General features: G+C 68.8%; 12 protein-coding genes. 9 read left to right on the top strand and 3 right to left on the bottom strand.

The features are described 5' to 3' along the window. Nucleotides 1–55 precede the first annotated feature (55 nt). The 8 genes from M3B11_RS12650 to M3B11_RS12615 all read left to right on the top strand — a co-directional run bounded on the left by M3B11_RS12650 (nt 56) and on the right by M3B11_RS12615 (nt 9,108). Nucleotides 56–913, top strand: a complete 858-nt coding sequence (locus M3B11_RS12650) for a nitrilase-related carbon-nitrogen hydrolase (protein ID WP_259877795.1) — start codon at nt 56–58, stop codon at nt 911–913. 16 nt (nt 914–929) lie between these two features. Beyond that, nucleotides 930–3,029, top strand: coding sequence for a bifunctional copper resistance protein CopD/cytochrome c oxidase assembly protein (locus M3B11_RS12645; RefSeq protein ID WP_259877794.1), 2,100 nt, complete (start codon nt 930–932; stop codon nt 3,027–3,029). Between the two features lie 155 nt (nt 3,030–3,184). After that, nucleotides 3,185–4,567, top strand: coding sequence for an MFS transporter (locus M3B11_RS12640; protein ID WP_102162440.1), 1,383 nt, complete (start codon nt 3,185–3,187; stop codon nt 4,565–4,567). 9 nt (nt 4,568–4,576) lie between these two features. Next, nucleotides 4,577–5,350, top strand: a complete 774-nt coding sequence (locus M3B11_RS12635) for a 3-hydroxybutyrate dehydrogenase (RefSeq protein WP_102162439.1) — start codon at nt 4,577–4,579, stop codon at nt 5,348–5,350. A 44-nt stretch (nt 5,351–5,394) separates the two neighbouring features. Further along, nucleotides 5,395–6,321 (top strand): 3-hydroxyisobutyrate dehydrogenase, encoded by a 927-nt coding sequence (gene mmsB / locus M3B11_RS12630; protein ID WP_259877793.1) that lies wholly within the window; start codon nt 5,395–5,397, stop codon nt 6,319–6,321. A 47-nt stretch (nt 6,322–6,368) separates the two neighbouring features. Beyond that, nucleotides 6,369–7,868, top strand: a complete 1,500-nt coding sequence (locus M3B11_RS12625; protein ID WP_259854790.1) for a HAMP domain-containing sensor histidine kinase — start codon at nt 6,369–6,371, stop codon at nt 7,866–7,868. After that, entirely contained in the window at nt 7,865–8,554 is a 690-nt protein-coding gene (locus M3B11_RS12620; protein ID WP_259854788.1) for a response regulator transcription factor, read from the top strand. Before M3B11_RS12625 ends, M3B11_RS12620 begins: the two co-directional genes overlap by 4 nt. A gap of 89 nt (nt 8,555–8,643) precedes the next feature. Continuing rightward, a complete protein-coding gene (locus tag M3B11_RS12615) occupies nt 8,644–9,108 on the top strand; it encodes a hypothetical protein (protein ID WP_259854786.1) in 465 nt (154 codons plus the stop codon). Nucleotides 9,109–9,208: 100 nt separating this feature from the next. Here M3B11_RS12615 and M3B11_RS12610 read toward each other — a convergent pair whose 3' ends face one another. The 3 genes from M3B11_RS12610 to M3B11_RS12600 all read right to left on the bottom strand — a co-directional run bounded on the left by M3B11_RS12610 (nt 9,209) and on the right by M3B11_RS12600 (nt 13,208). Continuing rightward, nucleotides 9,209–10,954, bottom strand: coding sequence for an ABC transporter transmembrane domain-containing protein (locus M3B11_RS12610; RefSeq protein WP_259877791.1), 1,746 nt, complete (start codon nt 10,952–10,954; stop codon nt 9,209–9,211). Next, on the bottom strand, nt 10,951–12,165 hold the full coding sequence (locus tag M3B11_RS12605; RefSeq protein ID WP_259854783.1) for a DUF1611 domain-containing protein: 1,215 nt from the start codon (nt 12,163–12,165) through the stop codon (nt 10,951–10,953). Before M3B11_RS12605 ends, M3B11_RS12610 begins: the two co-directional genes overlap by 4 nt. A 290-nt stretch (nt 12,166–12,455) precedes the next feature. Then, nucleotides 12,456–13,208, bottom strand: coding sequence for a YggS family pyridoxal phosphate-dependent enzyme (locus M3B11_RS12600; protein WP_259877790.1), 753 nt, complete (start codon nt 13,206–13,208; stop codon nt 12,456–12,458). 109 nt (nt 13,209–13,317) lie between these two features. Here M3B11_RS12600 and M3B11_RS12595 point away from each other — a divergent pair, with 109 nt between their 5' ends. Continuing rightward, entirely contained in the window at nt 13,318–15,225 is a 1,908-nt protein-coding gene (locus M3B11_RS12595; protein ID WP_259877788.1) for an NHL domain-containing thioredoxin family protein, read from the top strand. Nucleotides 15,226–15,279 lie beyond the last annotated feature (54 nt).

The raw sequence follows: 15,279 nt of genomic DNA, 5'->3' as shown, positions 1-15,279 counted from the left end.
CGTCCACCCCGCCCCGGCTTTGGCCGCCCCGAAGCGCGCGACTACCCTAGAGGGCATGCGAGTTTCTGCGATTCAGCTGGCTTACACCGACCGTGAGGACCAGTCTGCGCGCATCCGCCGGGCCGCCGCCCTGGCCGCCTCCCAGCACGAGGCCGACCTCATCGTGCTGCCCGAACTCTGGTCCGCTGGCGCCTTCGACTACCGCGCCTGGGGCACCCGCGCCGAATCCGTCGCCACCGGCCCGACCATCGCCGCGATGGCGGCGATCGCCCGCGAGACTGGCGCCTACATCCACGCCGGATCCATCCTCGAAGCCACCGACGAAGCCCAGGCCCGCCTCGCAGCCGCAGGCGGCGACATCACGGCTCTCGGTGAGATCCCCGACAGCCAGCGCGGCCTGTACAACACCTCAGTCCTCCTCGACCCCACCGGCGAGGTGGTCGCCGCCTACCGCAAGATCCACCGGTTCGGGTTCGGTTCCGGTGAGCCGACGCTGCTCGACGCCGGTGAGGACATCGTCACCTGTCCGATCACCGTCGACGGCCGCGAGGTCACCGTCGGCCTGGCGACCTGCTACGACCTGCGCTTCCCGGAGATGTTCCGCGCACTCGTCGACGCCGGGACCGAGGTGGTGGTCGTGCCTGCCGCATGGCCGGCCGCACGTGTCGACCACTGGAGTCTCTTCGCCCGCGCCCGAGCCGCAGAGGACTTCACCGCCCTCATCGCCTGCAACACCTCCGGCTACCACGCCCGCACCCAGATGGGCGGCCGCTCGGTCATCGTCGACGCCGCCGGCGTCGTCCTCGCCGAGGCCGGGCCGGACGCGACCATCCTGTCTGCCCGCATCGACATCGACGCGATCGCCCAGCGCCGCGAGAGCTTCCCGGCGCTGGCCGACCGGCGGCTGAGCTGAAGGCCTGAGCACACACGTGACATCAACGTCTGCACCCTCAACCGGCCGCGCGCACTCCGGCTCCAGCCCGGCCCGCGGATCCGGCCCCGACGTCACTGCAGCCCGCCGGCTGCGACTGGCCGCAATCCCCGGCTTCATCCTCATCGCCGCCGTCTGCGGTGCCTTCGCCCTCGACTTCACCGGTGCGGCCGCACCGCTGCTGCTGAATGACTCCGGTCCGCTCGGCCGGTTCGGCCTGCCGATCGCCGAGTTCCTCTTCAACCTCTCGATGTCGGCCACCCTGGCCGCGCTGTTCCTGGCCACCCTCGTCTTCCCGCGCGACCACGGCGGGCGGATCCGCCACAAGGACCGCAAGACGCGCCGCGACATCCCGCTGGACCCGCTGTGGGAGCGCACGCTCGGCATCGCCCAGATCGCCTCGATCGTCTGGACGGTCGCCGCGGTCGCGGTGCTCATCTTCGCGTTCATCGACTCCGTCGGCGCGCAGGCCTTCGAAGGCGACTTCTCCCAGCAGCTCGGCGTCTACATCACCCAGATCCCCTACGGGCAGCTGCGCCTGGCGATCGTGCTCATGGCCGCGACGCTCTCCACGCTCGTCTTCGCCACCCGCTCCTTCATGGGCATCGGGCTCATCACCGTCCTCGGCGTGCTCTCACTCGTGCCGCTGGCCCTCATGGGCCACTCGGCTGAGGCCTACGGGCATATGCAGGCGGTCAACAGCATCGGCCTGCACCTGCTCGCCGTCGTCGCCTGGCTCGGCGGGATCCTCGTCATGGCCGTGCTCGCACCGCTGCTGACGAAGCGCGATGACCTGGCCGTGCTCGTCTCCCGGTTCTCGACGATGGCACTCATCGCGTTCGCGATCATGGTCTACTCCGGGTTCGTCAACGCGCTGCTGCGCGTGCGCACCCTCGACGACTGGCAGACCCCGTACGGGCTCGTCGTCATCGGCAAGGTCGTCCTCACCATCATCCTCGGCGTCATCGGCTACTGGCACCGCACCTTCGTCACCAACCGGCTCAAAAGCGCTGCTGCCGCCCGCAGCGAGTTCTGGCGGCTGCTCGGCATCGAAACGCTCATCTTCGGTGCGGTCATGGCGCTGGGCGTCGTGCTCTCCCGCTCCCAGCCGCCGATCCCCGATGAACCGCCGCCGGCCCCGACCCCGGCGGAGATCCTCACCTCCGAACCGCTGCCGCCGGAGCCCACCTGGCTGTCGTACTTCACCGAATGGCGCGTCGACCCGCTGTGGACGGTCATCACCGTCGGCTTCGTCGCCAGCTACCTGCTGGCCGTGCGCGAGCTGCGCCGGCGCGGCGACACCTGGTCGACCGGCAGGACCATCAGCTGGGTCATCGGCATGGCCGGGCTGTTCTACATCACCTCCGGCGGCCCGATGGTCTACGGCCAGGTGCTGTTCTCCGGGCACATGATCCAGCACATGCTCCTCGTCATGGCCGTGCCCCTGCCGATGGTCCTCGGTGCGCCCATCACCCTGCTCATGCGTGCGACGAAGCCGCGCACCGACGGCTCCCGCGGCCCGCGCGAATGGATCCTCGGGGCAGTCCACTCCCGCTACCTGCGGTTCTGGGCCCACCCGATTGTCGCAGCGGTCAACTTCGCCGGCTCCATGGTGATCTTCTACTACAGCGGCATCATGTACCCGGCCCTGGAGACCCACCTCGGCCACGAGCTCATGATGGTCCACTTCCTGGCCGCCGGCTACCTCTTCGCCCAGTCGCTCATCGGCATCGATCCCGGCGTCAACCGGCTGCCCTACCCGATGCGGCTGCTCATGCTGCTGGTGACGATGACCTTCCACGCCTTCTTCGGCGTCTCGATCATCTCCTCCGAGGCGCTCATCGAACCCGACTGGTTCGGCAATATGGGCCACGGCTGGTTCCCGGCACTGGAGGACCAGGCGCTCGGCGGTGAGATCACCTGGGGCATCGGCGAGTTCCCGACGCTGGCCCTGGCGATCATCGTCGCCGTGCAGTGGTCGCGCTCCTCCGACCGCGAGGCCAAGCGCCGCGACCGCTCCGAGGACCGCAGCGGCGATGCCGAGCTCAAGGCCTACAACGAGATGCTCGCCAACCTGCAGCGCGGCCCGCGCAGCTGAATCGGACGCGCCAGGGCGCTCGCACGGCCGGCGCGGAGTCGACATGGTGCTTGACCAAATGTGAAGCAGATCTCATTATTGGGTGAGTCTTAACCGCAGTGACGAACAGCCCACGCTGCTGTGGCGCCGTTCCTCCTCACGCAAGGAGCACCATCATGAGTGCAGCACCACCCCAGGACACCCCGAGCGTGCGCCGCAACCTCCAGCGCGTCGTCGCCGCCTCGATGGCCGGCACGATCGTCGAATGGTACGAGTTCTTCCTTTACGCCTCAGCCGCCACCCTGGTCTTCAACGTCATCCTGTTCCCAGCCTCGGACAACCCGCTCGACGCGATCATCGCCGCGTTCGCCACGTATGCGATCGGCTTCATCTTCCGCCCGCTCGGCGGTGTCGTGTTCGGCCACTTCGGCGACAAGTACGGGCGCAAGAAGCTGCTGCAGCTCTCCATCATCCTCGTCGGCGTCTCCACCTTCCTCATGGGCTGCCTGCCGACCTTCGACCAGTGGGGCTACGCAGCCCCGATCATCCTCGTGCTGCTGCGCGCGGCCCAGGGATTCGCCGTCGGCGGCGAATGGGGCGGAGCCGTCCTCCTCGTCGCCGAGCACTCACCGAACCACTCCCGAGGCTTCTGGGCCTCCTGGCCGCAGGCCGCTGTTCCGCTGGGCAACCTGCTGGCCACTGCGGTGCTCTTCGCCCTCTCGACCGCACTCAGCGATGAGGCCTTCATCTCGTGGGGCTGGCGGGTGGCCTTCTGGCTGTCGGCCGTCATCGTCTTCATCGGCTACTACATCCGCACCCGCGTCTCCGACGCCCCGATCTTCGAAGAGGCCCAGCAGGAGGTCCACGAAGAGGACGCCGGCTACGGCGTCATCGAGGTCTTCAAGCGCTACCCGCGCGGCGTCTTCACCGCCATGGGCCTGCGCTTCATCGAGAACGTCATGTACTACGTCGTCGTGACCTTCTCGATCACCTACCTCAGCCAGCAGGTCGGCATCGAACGCGGCGAGATCCTCGGACTGCTGCTCGGCGCCCACGTCATCCACGCGATCATCGTGCCGATGATCGGCCGGCTGTGCGACATCCTCGGCCGCAAGATCCCGTATCTGCTCGGCATCCTGGCCACCGCCACCTGGGGCTTCTTCGCGTTCCCGATGTTCGACACCGGAGAGGGGCTGCCGATCTTCATCGCGATCGTCGTCGGGCTCATCTTCCACGGCTTCATGTACGCCGGCCAACCGGCGCTCATGGCCGAGATGTTCCCCACCCGCATGCGCTACTCGGGTGTGTCGCTGGGCTATCAGGTGACCGCGATCGTCGCCGGCTCCTTCGCCCCGATCATCGCCACCGCCCTGCTGCGCGCCTTCGACTCCAGCATCCCGATCTCGATCTACCTCGCCATCGGAGCCGGCATCAGCCTCATCGCCTGGTTCTTCACCCGTGAGACCAACGGCATGGACCTGGCGGAGATCGACCGGATCGACAACGAGCGTCGTGCCACAGAGCGGGCCGCCCGTGCCGGCGCGGCCGGCCGGAAGTAGGCTGAGCGCATGGAACACGATCCGAAGCAGAACCCTCAGCAGGAACTCTCCGGTCGCCGCGCGCTCGTCACCGGCGGCGGCTCGGGCCTCGGCAGGGCGATCGCCGCCCGGTTCGCCCAGATGGGCGCCGAGGTGACCGTCGCCGACGTCTCAGCCGAAGCCGCCGAGTCCGTTGCCGCGGAGATCGGCGGGAAGGCCTGGGTCGTCGACCTGTCCGATACGCAGGCGCTCGACGGACAGCCGATCGACACCGACATCCTCGTCAACAACGCCGGCATCCAGCGCATCCACCCGATCGAGGAGTTCCCGCTCTCCGAATGGCAGCTCATCCAGAAGCTCATGCTCGAATCGCCCTTCGTGCTGACGAAAGCCGTGCTGCCGGGAATGTATGAGCGCGGCTGGGGCCGCATCATCAACATCTCGTCTGTCCACGGGCTGCGCGCCTCCGCATTCAAGAGCGCCTATGTCGCAGCCAAGCACGGCCTCATGGGCCTGACGAAGGCGACCGCGCTGGAGGCCGGCAGACACGGGGTGACCTGCAATGCGATCAATCCCGGCTATGTCATGACCCCGCTGGTCGAACAGCAGATCGCCGATCAGGCCGCCTCGCGCGGGATCTCCGAGGATGCCGTCCTCGACGAGGTGTTCCTCGCCCACTCGGCGCTGCCGCACCTCGCCCAGCCCGAGGACGTCGCCGCGATCGCCGCGCTGCTCGCAGGCGAGGGCGGCAAGGCGATCACCGGAGCCGCGCACTCCGTCGACGGCGGCTGGTCCGCGGCCTGACCTGCACGTCCGCACCTGAGACGACACGAGAAGAAGGAGACCTCATGGCGACGATTGGATGGATCGGCCTGGGCAATATGGGCCTGCCGATGACGAAGAACCTCATCACAGCCGGGCACAGCGTGCGCGGATACGACCTGAGCGAAAGTGCCCGCAGTGCGGCCGAAGCCAACGGTGTGACCGCCTGCACCACCATCGCCGAGGCGGTGGCCGGTGCCGATGCCGTGTTCGGCATGCTGCCCAACGGGACGATCTCGAAGGAGGTGTTCTGCGGAGCCGGCGGCGTGCTCGAGTTCGCCGAACCCACCGCACTGCTCGTCGACTCCTCGACGATCGACGTCGCCTCGGCCCGGGAGATCCACGAGACGGCCCAGCAGGCCGGCTTCGCTTTCGTCGACGCCCCGGTCTCCGGCGGCATCTCCGGTGCCGCGGCGGCGACACTGACCTTCATGCTCGGCGGCGACCCAGCCGACACCGCCCGGGCGAAAGAGCTCGTCGAGCCGATGGCCGGCAACATCTTCGACTGCGGTGGGCCCGGCAACGGGCAGGCGGCGAAGATCGTCAACAACATGATGCTCACCGTCAGCCTGCAGGGCGCAGCCGAAGGTGCGGTGCTCGCCGACAAGCTCGGCCTCGACGCGCAGACGTTCTGGAACGTCGCCAGTGTCTCCTCCGGGGACTCGTGGCCGCTGCGCACCTGGTACCCGGTGCCCGGCATCGTCGAGACCGCCGCGTCCAACAACGGCTTCGAGGCGACCTTCTCCGCCGCGCTCGCCCACAAGGACGCAGGCCTGGCACAGACGGCGGCCGCCGATGTCGGCGTCACGCTGCCGGGGGCGAAGGCGGCGTTCGAGAACCTGCAGAAGCTCATGGATGACGGCTACGCCGATATGGACTGCTCGCTCATCATCCGCAACATCGATCCGCAGGCACCCGGCGTCCCGCAGGACGCTGAGGGCTCCCGGAGCTGAGGCGGGCCCGGACAGAGGCGAGCGGAACCGTCCGCGGGGCAGGGGCGATGGCAGAGGGGATCCGGCCGACGAAGCCGGTGCGCAGCGTGCGCATCCGCGTGCTCACCTCGATGCTCATGTTCATGACCGCCGGTCTCGTCATCGCCGGCAGCGTGACGTATGCGATCCAGTTCTCCGTCCTCGAAGACCGCATCGACCAGGAGCTGCTGCAGGAGGTCGAGGAGCTCAAGCAGACGGCCGAACGGCGTCAGGCCGACCTGGGCGGCGTCGACACGCTGGAGGATCTGCTGCGCGCGGCCACCGTATCGGAGGTGCCGAGCCGGCATGAGAGCGTGTTGGCGATCGTCAACGGCAAACCCCGCTTCCGGCCGGTCGAGCAGGACTTCGACATGTCCGATCCGGGCGTGCTGCGCCAGATCGAGGACAGGTTCCGGCCGGGTCGCACGATCTTCACCACCCTGAAAGTCGGTGACAAGCCGGTGCGGGCGGTCATCGCCTCTGTCACGATCGCCGGTGATGACAACGAGGGCATCTACGTCGTCGGCAATGAGATCACCACGCAGCAGCACCAGATCTGGCGGGCGGCCACGACCTACGCCGGTGTGTCGGTGGCGATGCTCGTCGGGGCCGCGCTGGTCGGATACCTCGTGAGCGGGCGGCTGATGCGGCCGCTGGCGGACCTGCGCGAGGCCACCGAGCAGATCACCGTCTACGACCTCGGCCGCCGTGTGCCGGTGCCGCACACTCGTGACGATGTGCGCTCCCTGGCGGACAACTTCAACCGGATGCTCGACCGCATCGATGAGGGCTTCACCGAGCAGAAGCGGTTCATGTCCGATGTCTCCCACGAGCTGCGCACCCCGCTGACGATCATCCGCGGCACCCTGGAGACCACCGACCCGAACGATCCCGAGGATGTGCGGGAGGGCAACGCGATCGCCCTGGACGAACTCGACCGGATGAATGGGCTCGTCGGCGACCTGTCCACCCTGGCGCACTCCTCGCGCCCGGACTTCGTCACCCTGGCACCGGTCGATTTCGGTGCGTTCGGCGGCAAGGCCCTCGCACGGATCGAACACCTCGGCGAACGCAACTGGCAGCTCGACTCGGACGTCAGCATCACGACGCTCTCAGATGAGAACCGCCTCATGCAGGCGATCGTGCAGATGGCGGCCAATGCTGTGCGCTACTCCGAGGACGGCACGACGGTGACGCTGCGGCTGCGCGAGCACAGCGAGCACATCTGCATCAGCATCGCCGATGAGGGCATCGGCATCGCCGCCGAGGATCAGCCGCGCATCTTCGAGCGCTTCAACCGCGCCGCCTCGGCAGCCGGGAAGGCCGGCTCGGGGCTGGGCCTGTCGATCGTGCGGGCGATCGCCGTCGGCCACGGCGGCGATGTCTCCGTGCGCTCGCAGCCTGGGATCGGCTCGACCTTCACCATCGTCATCCCGATCATCGCGCAGCGGCCGGAGGATCCAGCGGCCGCAGAAGCCCGCGCTGATGCCCCGTCCACCCCTGCCACTGAGTCCGGAGACACCCTATGAGGATCCTCATCGCCGAAGACGAGCCGCGCATCTCACGCTTCGTCGCCCGTGGCCTGACGGCCAACGGCTATTCCCCGACCGTTGTCGAAGACGGCATCGCCGCCCTCGACTATGCGACCAGCGGGGAGTTCGACCTGCTCGTCCTCGATGTCGGGCTGCCGCGCATGGACGGTTTCACGGTGCTGCGCACCCTGCGGTCGATGGGCCACGACATCCCGATCGTCGTCGTGACCGCACGCGACTCCCTCGACGACACGCTGCACGGGCTGGAAGGCGGGGCTGATGACTATCTGACCAAACCGTTCCGGTTCGAAGAGCTGCTGGCCCGGATCAGGCTGCGCGCCCGTGAACGCCACAGCGAACCGGCCCCCGAATCCAGCGACACCCTCACGCTGGGTGACTTCGCACTCGACCTGCGCACCCGCATCGCGACCTGCGGCAGCGGGGACGAGCGCACCGAGCTGGAGCTCTCAAGCCGCGAATTCGCGCTGGCGGTGATGTTCCTGGAGCACCCGAACCAGGTGCTCTCCCGCGAACAGCTGCTCACCCATGTGTGGGGCTACGACTATGACGGCGCCTCGAATGTCGTTGACGTCTATCTGCGCTACCTGCGCAAGAAGCTCGGTGCCGAGCGCTTCGTCACCGTCCGGGGCATCGGCTACAAGCTCGTCGACCCGGCTGCCTGATCCGGCAGTGGTGAAACGTCATCGTGCAGATGAGAGAGCTCTCATCTGCGCTTCACACCCGTCTCACATTCTTCGGTCAGACTGTGCGCATGAAACGATTCGGGACGATCGGCATTCTCGCTGCAGCCGGCCTGGCCGCAGCCTCGCTTGCGCTGCTTCCGTCATCAGCAGACATCGACCGTGACCAGCCGGGCATCAGCGTCGGCGAAACCCCTGTAGGCTCTGACCGTCCAGGCCCCGATGCGCCCCCTGAGGCCGCGAACCCCGAAGACGGCGACGCCGAGGCAGAAGGCCCAGCAGATCTCGATCCAGCCGAGCAGGCCGCCCGCAGGGCAGCGGAGGAGAGCGGCAGTGCAGCCGTTGACGCCAAGCGCGTCCCGGCACCTGCCAGCCGCCCGCGCGGCGGAGCCGACAGCGGCACCGATTCCGGAGGCGGAGGAGGTTCCGGCTCAGGATCCGGCTCCGGTTCCGGCTCCGGCCGTGGGGTGTGCGAGTGGGATGACGACGGCTGGGAGTGCGACGGCGGTGGAGACGACGACGGCGACGACGATTGAGCTGGGCTGAGGGAAGGATCCCGCAGCCCAGCTCCTTTCATCACCGCTCCTCTCATCGCCGCGCGTCTCATCACGACGCGTCTGCCTGCTTGCCGAGCGCTCACCCCGCAGCGGTGAGGTCGACGGTGCGCGCACCCACCGCCTCGGCGACGGCAGGTGAGCCGGCGAAGAGCACCACACCGGGGTAATCAGCGAGCACAGACGTCAGCATGGCCGTCCCGGCTGCGCCGAGATCCCCGTCAAGGCCGTCGATGAGCAGCAGCGGCGGATCGGCATAGACCGCGCGGGCCAGGGCGAGGCGGGCGCGCTCACTGCGGGAGAGCGGCTGGCCGCCGGCACGCAGCATCGTGCGGGCACCCTTCGGCAGTGCATCGACGTCGAGACCGACCCGGTCGAGGGTGGCGGCGTCGAACTGTCCATCCAGATCCGGGCGGCGGTAGTGCAGGGCGCGATCCAGCCGACCGCGTTCGAACACGGTGCCCGCGCGCGCCCAGCCGACCAGCCGGCGGCGCGTGGTCGGGGACAGGGAGAGCAGATTCTGCCCGTCGGCCCAGAACGCATCAGGCTGCGCGGATTCCGCAGCTCTGCCGGCGCTGAGCGTGTGGCCGCTGGAGTCGAGACCGGCGATCCGGCGCATGAGGGCACTGGCCCGGCCGCCGTCGTCAGCGAGCCAGACCACCTCACCGGGGGCGGCGGTGAGCGGCTGCTCCAGCAGGCCCGGTGCGCTCAGCACCACCGAACCGGCAGCGGCGGCTGGCAGCGGGCAGGTGAGCTCGGCACTGGCTGCCCGCCGGGCGGCCGCCTGCTCGCTGCGCTCATCGGCGGCGGAAAGCGCGGGTCCGATGATCCTGCGGGCGGCGAGGAAGGTCTGACGGTACTCGATGATCCGGCCGAGATCGAGGATCGGGCTGGTCGCGATGCCGGTGAGGGCCATCGCCGCCATCACCGTCCCGGGGGAGGCGGCGGTGGCGATGCCGATCGCGGCGACGAGCAGACTGGCGAGCAGGCCGGCGACCGCACCGGCAGCGCGCAGCGCACCGACGGTCTCAGCCCGGGTGACAGCATGCTCGGCCAGCTGTGCGGACTGGCTGGTGATGCGCTTGAGCTCACGGTCGCGCCCGCCGTCGGCGATGATCGTCTCGGCGGCGGTGACCGTCTCAGCGATCCGGGCGGCCAGCCGGCCGCGGGTGCGTCGCAGAGTGCGGGTGCGCTCGAACATCGGCTGCTTGAACCACACGAGCAGCACCCCCAGCACGGCGACCGGGATGATGAATCCGAGTGCCAGCTGCCAGTGCAGGACGAGCAGGATGACGCTGGTCCCCAGAATCAGCGGCACGCCGACGAGGGCAGGTGCGATGCCCTGGGACACCCAGTTCTTCACCGAGGACAGGTCGTTGGTGGTGCGTGCGACCGTCACGCCCAGCGAGGTGCGCTCCCCGGGGCTCAGTGCCGAGCCGAGCAGCCGCAGGCGCAGCTGATGGACATAGTCCTGCCCGAGGCGCTCGGCGACGGTGCGCTCGTGGATCTTCAGTGTCCCGACCCCCAGTGCGGAGAGGACGAGCACGGCCACCGACAAGCCGAAGACGAGCGTGCTGGCAGCACCGGCCGACTGCATCCGGATGAGCGCCCAGGCGCCCAGCCCGCCGAGTGCGGCCTGCCCGAGGCCGATGCCCACCAGCCCGGCCAGCCAGCGGCGGCGAACCCCGGCGGCCAGCCGCGGCAGCATCCCACGGGTGGCCCTGCCAGTGCTGCCGACGCGCGCGCACACCGTATGCACCGCCAGGTGGTAGGGGCCTGGACGCTGCGCTGCAGCAGCGGCCGCAGCGGCGGACGCCTGCGCGCTCATGACCGTCCGGCCGCTGCCTTCGCGGCCGATGCCATGCCGGCACCGTCGAAGACCGACAGCGCGATCTCGGGCAGGCACAGCTCGTAGGTTCCGGTGACCGGCACATCGAGTGCGGTGCGCGCCTCGGCGGCGGCCAGCGGCGAGGCGGTGACGACGCCGGAGACGAGCGCGGGTTCGCGGTCGAGACTGCGCAGCACGCTCACCCCGCCGACTGCGCCGAGGGCGTCCCCGGCAGAGAACACGAGGTGGTCGACGACCCCGGCGAACTCCGCGTCGGCGAGCAGCTGTGCGGTCTCGCCCTGGTAGATGCCGTCGGCGATCTCGACGAGCACCACATCGGCATCGACCGTGCTGCCGGCCGGGCCGCCGGCGAGCTCGTCGACAAGGGTGAGGAACAGGTCGCGGACCTCGGTGAGGCTGAGCTGGAAGGTCGAGCAGTAGCCGAAGTCGGTGAAGTCGAGGACATGCGCCGCCCCGGCATCGGCGAACAGCCGCGCGTCGTTGCCGGCGCCGGTTCCCGTCGCCTTGCCGGCGGCGACCCGCAGGCCGGCTGCGGCCAGGCCGTTGGCCAGGCAGGCCAGCGTCGTCGACTTCCCGGAGTTCATCGAGGTGCCCAGCACTGCGATGACCGGCACGCGGTGCCCGCGCCGCTGCGTCACGGCGGTGATGCCGGTGTCGACGCTGCGGTGGGCGGCACGGGTGAGGGTGATGGCTCCCGACTGGTCGCGCAGCACGCCGATCGGCTGGATCTGCGTGGGGGCGTCGACGCTGGCGTGCTGCTCGATGACGGCAGCGGCCATGCCGCCGGCGGCGGCCAGATGGCAGTCGGAGAGCGCCGGCGGGACGACAGCGTGGAACTGATCGGGTGCGTAGCGTGCGCCGTAGGCGACGACGATCTCGTCACCGGGGAACAGCAGAGCCTTGCGGGAGTCCGGGGATTCCAGCCGCTTGTGCTGGCCGATCTCCAGCACCCGGGCGAGGACGACATCGCCGGCCTGCGGTGCGTAGTCGGGGTCGGTGATGAGTTCGACGTCGGTGGAGAGCTCGACGAACTGCTTGGCGAAGCGGGTCGAGTACGCCCACTTGGCGCGCTCGAGGCGCTGCCGGAGCGGCTGGGCCGCCGGGGCGGCAGTGGGAGCGGCGGCGGCAACCGAGCGGTCCGCAGCAGCGCTGGTGGCGGGGGTCTGTGCGGGAGTCACCAGAAGCGACATGATTCTCTTCTCAACATTCTCGTCGTGCTGACGGTGGGGTCGCAGCGCCGACTGGTCGCTGCATGCAGCAGTCAACCGGCCGGTCATGAGGCAGACGTGAAATGCCGATGAGAGGGCTCTCATCTGGAGGTTTTCGAGGCTGTCGGGCAGTTCGAGAAGCGCGAGATTCCGCGGTTCTCACGGGTTCACGCGAGAATCCTGTGACTCTCAGCACACCACTGCCGCGAGTTGGTGCTCGACTGCCGTCCCGGTCCCGAGGCGGTGGTCGCGTGGGTGGGAGGGGAGCTCGCTCAGGGCGCTGGACGGGCGCCGAAGACGCTCGAGCCGATCCGCACGACTGTCGCGCCCTCTTCGATCGCGAGGGCGAAGTCAGCGCTCATGCCCATCGACAGCTCCGTCGCGTCATGTGCCAGGATCCCCTCGTCGATGAGGCGGTCGCGCAGCTGGCGCAGATCGGCGTAGCTGGGGCGGATGACCTCGTCGCTCTCCCCGGGCAGCCCGATCGTCATGAGCCCGCGGATCCGCAGCCGGTCGAAAGGGGCCAGCGACTCGATGAGCTCAGCCGCCGCCCCGGGAGCAGTGCCGAACTTCGAATCCTCACGCGAGGTGTTGACCTGGACGAGGACGTCGATCCAGCGGTCGAGAACCTCCAGGCGGTTGTGCAGCTTCTCAGCCAGCGGCAGGTTGTCGACCGACTCGATGCACGTGCATGAGTCGACGCGCAGCGTGTGATTGACCTTGTTGCGCTGCAGCGGCCCGATGAGGTGCGTCTCGTGCTCGAGATCGGCTAAGCCGTCGGCCTTGCCGGTCAGTTCCTGCACCCGGTTCTCGCCGATGAGTGTGAAGCCGTGCTCGATCGCGACCCGGATCTTCTCCACTGGCTGCGTCTTCGTCGCCAGCATGATCCGCACATCGTCAGCGGTGCGGCCGGAGCGCTGCGCCGCCTCGGCGGCCTGACCGGCCACCGCATCGAGACGGTCGCGGATCTTTTGAGCATGTTCGGAGGAGAGGGGCTCGGGGCTCGTCGCGGCTGCATCGTTCATGACTCCATGATGGCACTTCTCCTCTCTTTCGTGGCCGCCGTCTCGGATGCCGCTGACACATATGACAGCCGCAAAGCAGACAGGTGAGCCGCGGTGGCACAATGAGGGTATGACTGACGCTCTGCGCCTGCGCGCTCCTGAACTCACCGGCCGCCGCTGGATCAACACCGGCGGCATCGACCTCAGCCTCGCCGACCTGCGCGGCAAGGTCGTGCTGCTCGACTTCTGGACCTTCTGCTGCATCAACTGCCTGCACGTGCTCGATGAGCTGCGCCCGATCGAGCAGAAATACGCAGACGAGCTCGTCATCATCGGCGTGCACTCCCCGAAGTTCGAGTTCGAGCGCACCGTCGAAGCCGTCGACAAGGCCGTCGAGCGTTACCAGGTCGAGCACATCGTCCTCGACGACCCGGACCTTCAGACCTGGCAGGCGTACTCCGCCCGCGCCTGGCCGACCCTCGCCCTCATCGACCCCGAAGGCCACCTGGTGGCCTCGATGTCCGGTGAAGGCCACGCTGCCGGGCTCGCCTCCCTCATCGAAGACCTCATCGAAGAGCATGCGGCCAAAGGCACCCTGCGCCGCGGCAACGACCCCTACGTCCCGCCGGCACCAGTCGAGACCGACCTGTTCTACCCCGGCAAGCTCATCCGGCTCACCACCGGCGAGCATGCAGGCAACCTGCTCGTCGCCGACTCCGGACACCACTCACTCGTCGAATACGACCCGTCGGGCAGCACCATCCTGCACCGCTACGGCTCCGGGGAACGCGGTCGGACTGACGGGCCGGCAGAGACCGCCGAGCTGAGCGAACCTGGCGGCTTAGCCGAACTCCCGGCCGAGCTGGCAGCCGAGGTCGGCTATCACGTCGTCATCGCCGACACCGTCAACCACCTGCTGCGCGGCCTCAACCTCGACACCGGTGAGATCTCGACGGTCGCCGGTACCGGCGAGCAGTACATGGTCGGCGCTGTCGACAACGTCACCGGCACCCACGGCGACACGGGCCGCTACGACGGCCCAGCCGATGCCATCAAGCTCTCCAGCCCCTGGGACGTCCACTACGCCGAGACCACCGGCGAGGTCGTCATCGCGATGGCCGGAAACCACACGATCTGGTCGTTCAACCCGCAGACCGGCACCATCCGGCTGCTGTCAGGCACGATGAACGAAGGTCTCGTCGACGGTGACGCCGAAACTGCCTGGTATGCGCAGACCTCCGGCGTGGCAGCCGCTTCGGACGGCTGCGTGTGGCTGGCCGATTCGGAGACCTCGGCACTGCGACTGCTTGACCCGGCCACCGGTGTGGTCGAGTCGAAGCTCGGGCAGGGCCTGTTCGACTTCGGGTTCCGCGACGGGACCGCCGCCGAGGCGCGCCTGCAGCATCCGCTCGGTGTGACCGAACTGCCCGACGGGTCGGTGGCGATCGCCGACACCTATAACGGTGCGATCCGCCGCTACGACCTCCGCACCGATGAGGTCACGACGTTGGCCCGCGGGCTCGACGAACCGTCTGACATCCTCGTCCTGCCCGACAGTGACGGCGAGCAGCCGAGCCTGCTCGTCGCCGAATCGGCAGCCCACCGGCTCACCCGGGTCGCCATCCCGGCTGAGGCACAGCATGTCGACGAGGGCGCCCAGCAGACCTCCCGCCCGGCCACCGAGCTCGGCACCGGCACGCTGACCCTCACCGTCGGGTTCAGCGTGCCTGCCGGGCAGAAGCTCGACGACCGGTTCGGCGACCCGACCCAGCTGCAGGTCTCGTCCACTCCGCCAGAGCTCATCACCGCAGGTGCCGGCGGTAGCGAAGGTTTGGAGCGGACGATCGAGATCGCCGATGGCATCGACTCCGGTGTCCTGCACATCACCGCCCGGGCCGCGGCCTGCGACGGCTCCGAGGACGGGGAGATCCCGCTGCACGCGGCCTGCCACCTCTACCAGCAGGACTGGGGCATCCCGGTGACGCTGAGCCCTGAGAACCCGCACGAGCTGCGCCTCGACCTGCGCGGTACCAGCTAGGTGTAGTTCCCCGTGAGGTTGTGAACGCGGTCGGCTGGGGTGAGGCCTCCGATA

This window comes from Brevibacterium sp. p3-SID960 (assembly GCF_025144725.1).
GTDB lineage: Bacteria > Actinomycetota > Actinomycetes > Actinomycetales > Brevibacteriaceae > Brevibacterium.
The sequence above is the reverse complement of the archived record's forward strand: the minus strand, read 5'-3'. Positions and strand labels throughout refer to the sequence as shown.

Excerpts from the sequence above, each read along its gene's own strand:
- M3B11_RS12650 (WP_259877795.1), top strand. The coding sequence starts at position 56 with ATGCGAGTTTCTGCGATTCAGCTGGCTTACACCGACCGTGAGGACCAG.
- M3B11_RS12640 (WP_102162440.1), top strand. The coding sequence starts at position 3,185 with ATGAGTGCAGCACCACCCCAGGACACCCCGAGCGTGCGCCGCAACCTC.
- M3B11_RS12635 (WP_102162439.1), top strand. The coding sequence starts at position 4,577 with ATGGAACACGATCCGAAGCAGAACCCTCAGCAGGAACTCTCCGGTCGC.
- mmsB (WP_259877793.1), top strand. The coding sequence starts at position 5,395 with ATGGCGACGATTGGATGGATCGGCCTGGGCAATATGGGCCTGCCGATG.
- M3B11_RS12625 (WP_259854790.1), top strand. The coding sequence starts at position 6,369 with ATGGCAGAGGGGATCCGGCCGACGAAGCCGGTGCGCAGCGTGCGCATC.
- M3B11_RS12620 (WP_259854788.1), top strand. The coding sequence starts at position 7,865 with ATGAGGATCCTCATCGCCGAAGACGAGCCGCGCATCTCACGCTTCGTC.
- M3B11_RS12615 (WP_259854786.1), top strand. The coding sequence starts at position 8,644 with ATGAAACGATTCGGGACGATCGGCATTCTCGCTGCAGCCGGCCTGGCC.
- M3B11_RS12610 (WP_259877791.1), bottom strand. The coding sequence starts at position 10,954 with ATGAGCGCGCAGGCGTCCGCCGCTGCGGCCGCTGCTGCAGCGCAGCGT.
- M3B11_RS12605 (WP_259854783.1), bottom strand. The coding sequence starts at position 12,165 with ATGTCGCTTCTGGTGACTCCCGCACAGACCCCCGCCACCAGCGCTGCT.
- M3B11_RS12600 (WP_259877790.1), bottom strand. The coding sequence starts at position 13,208 with ATGAACGATGCAGCCGCGACGAGCCCCGAGCCCCTCTCCTCCGAACAT.
- M3B11_RS12595 (WP_259877788.1), top strand. The coding sequence starts at position 13,318 with ATGACTGACGCTCTGCGCCTGCGCGCTCCTGAACTCACCGGCCGCCGC.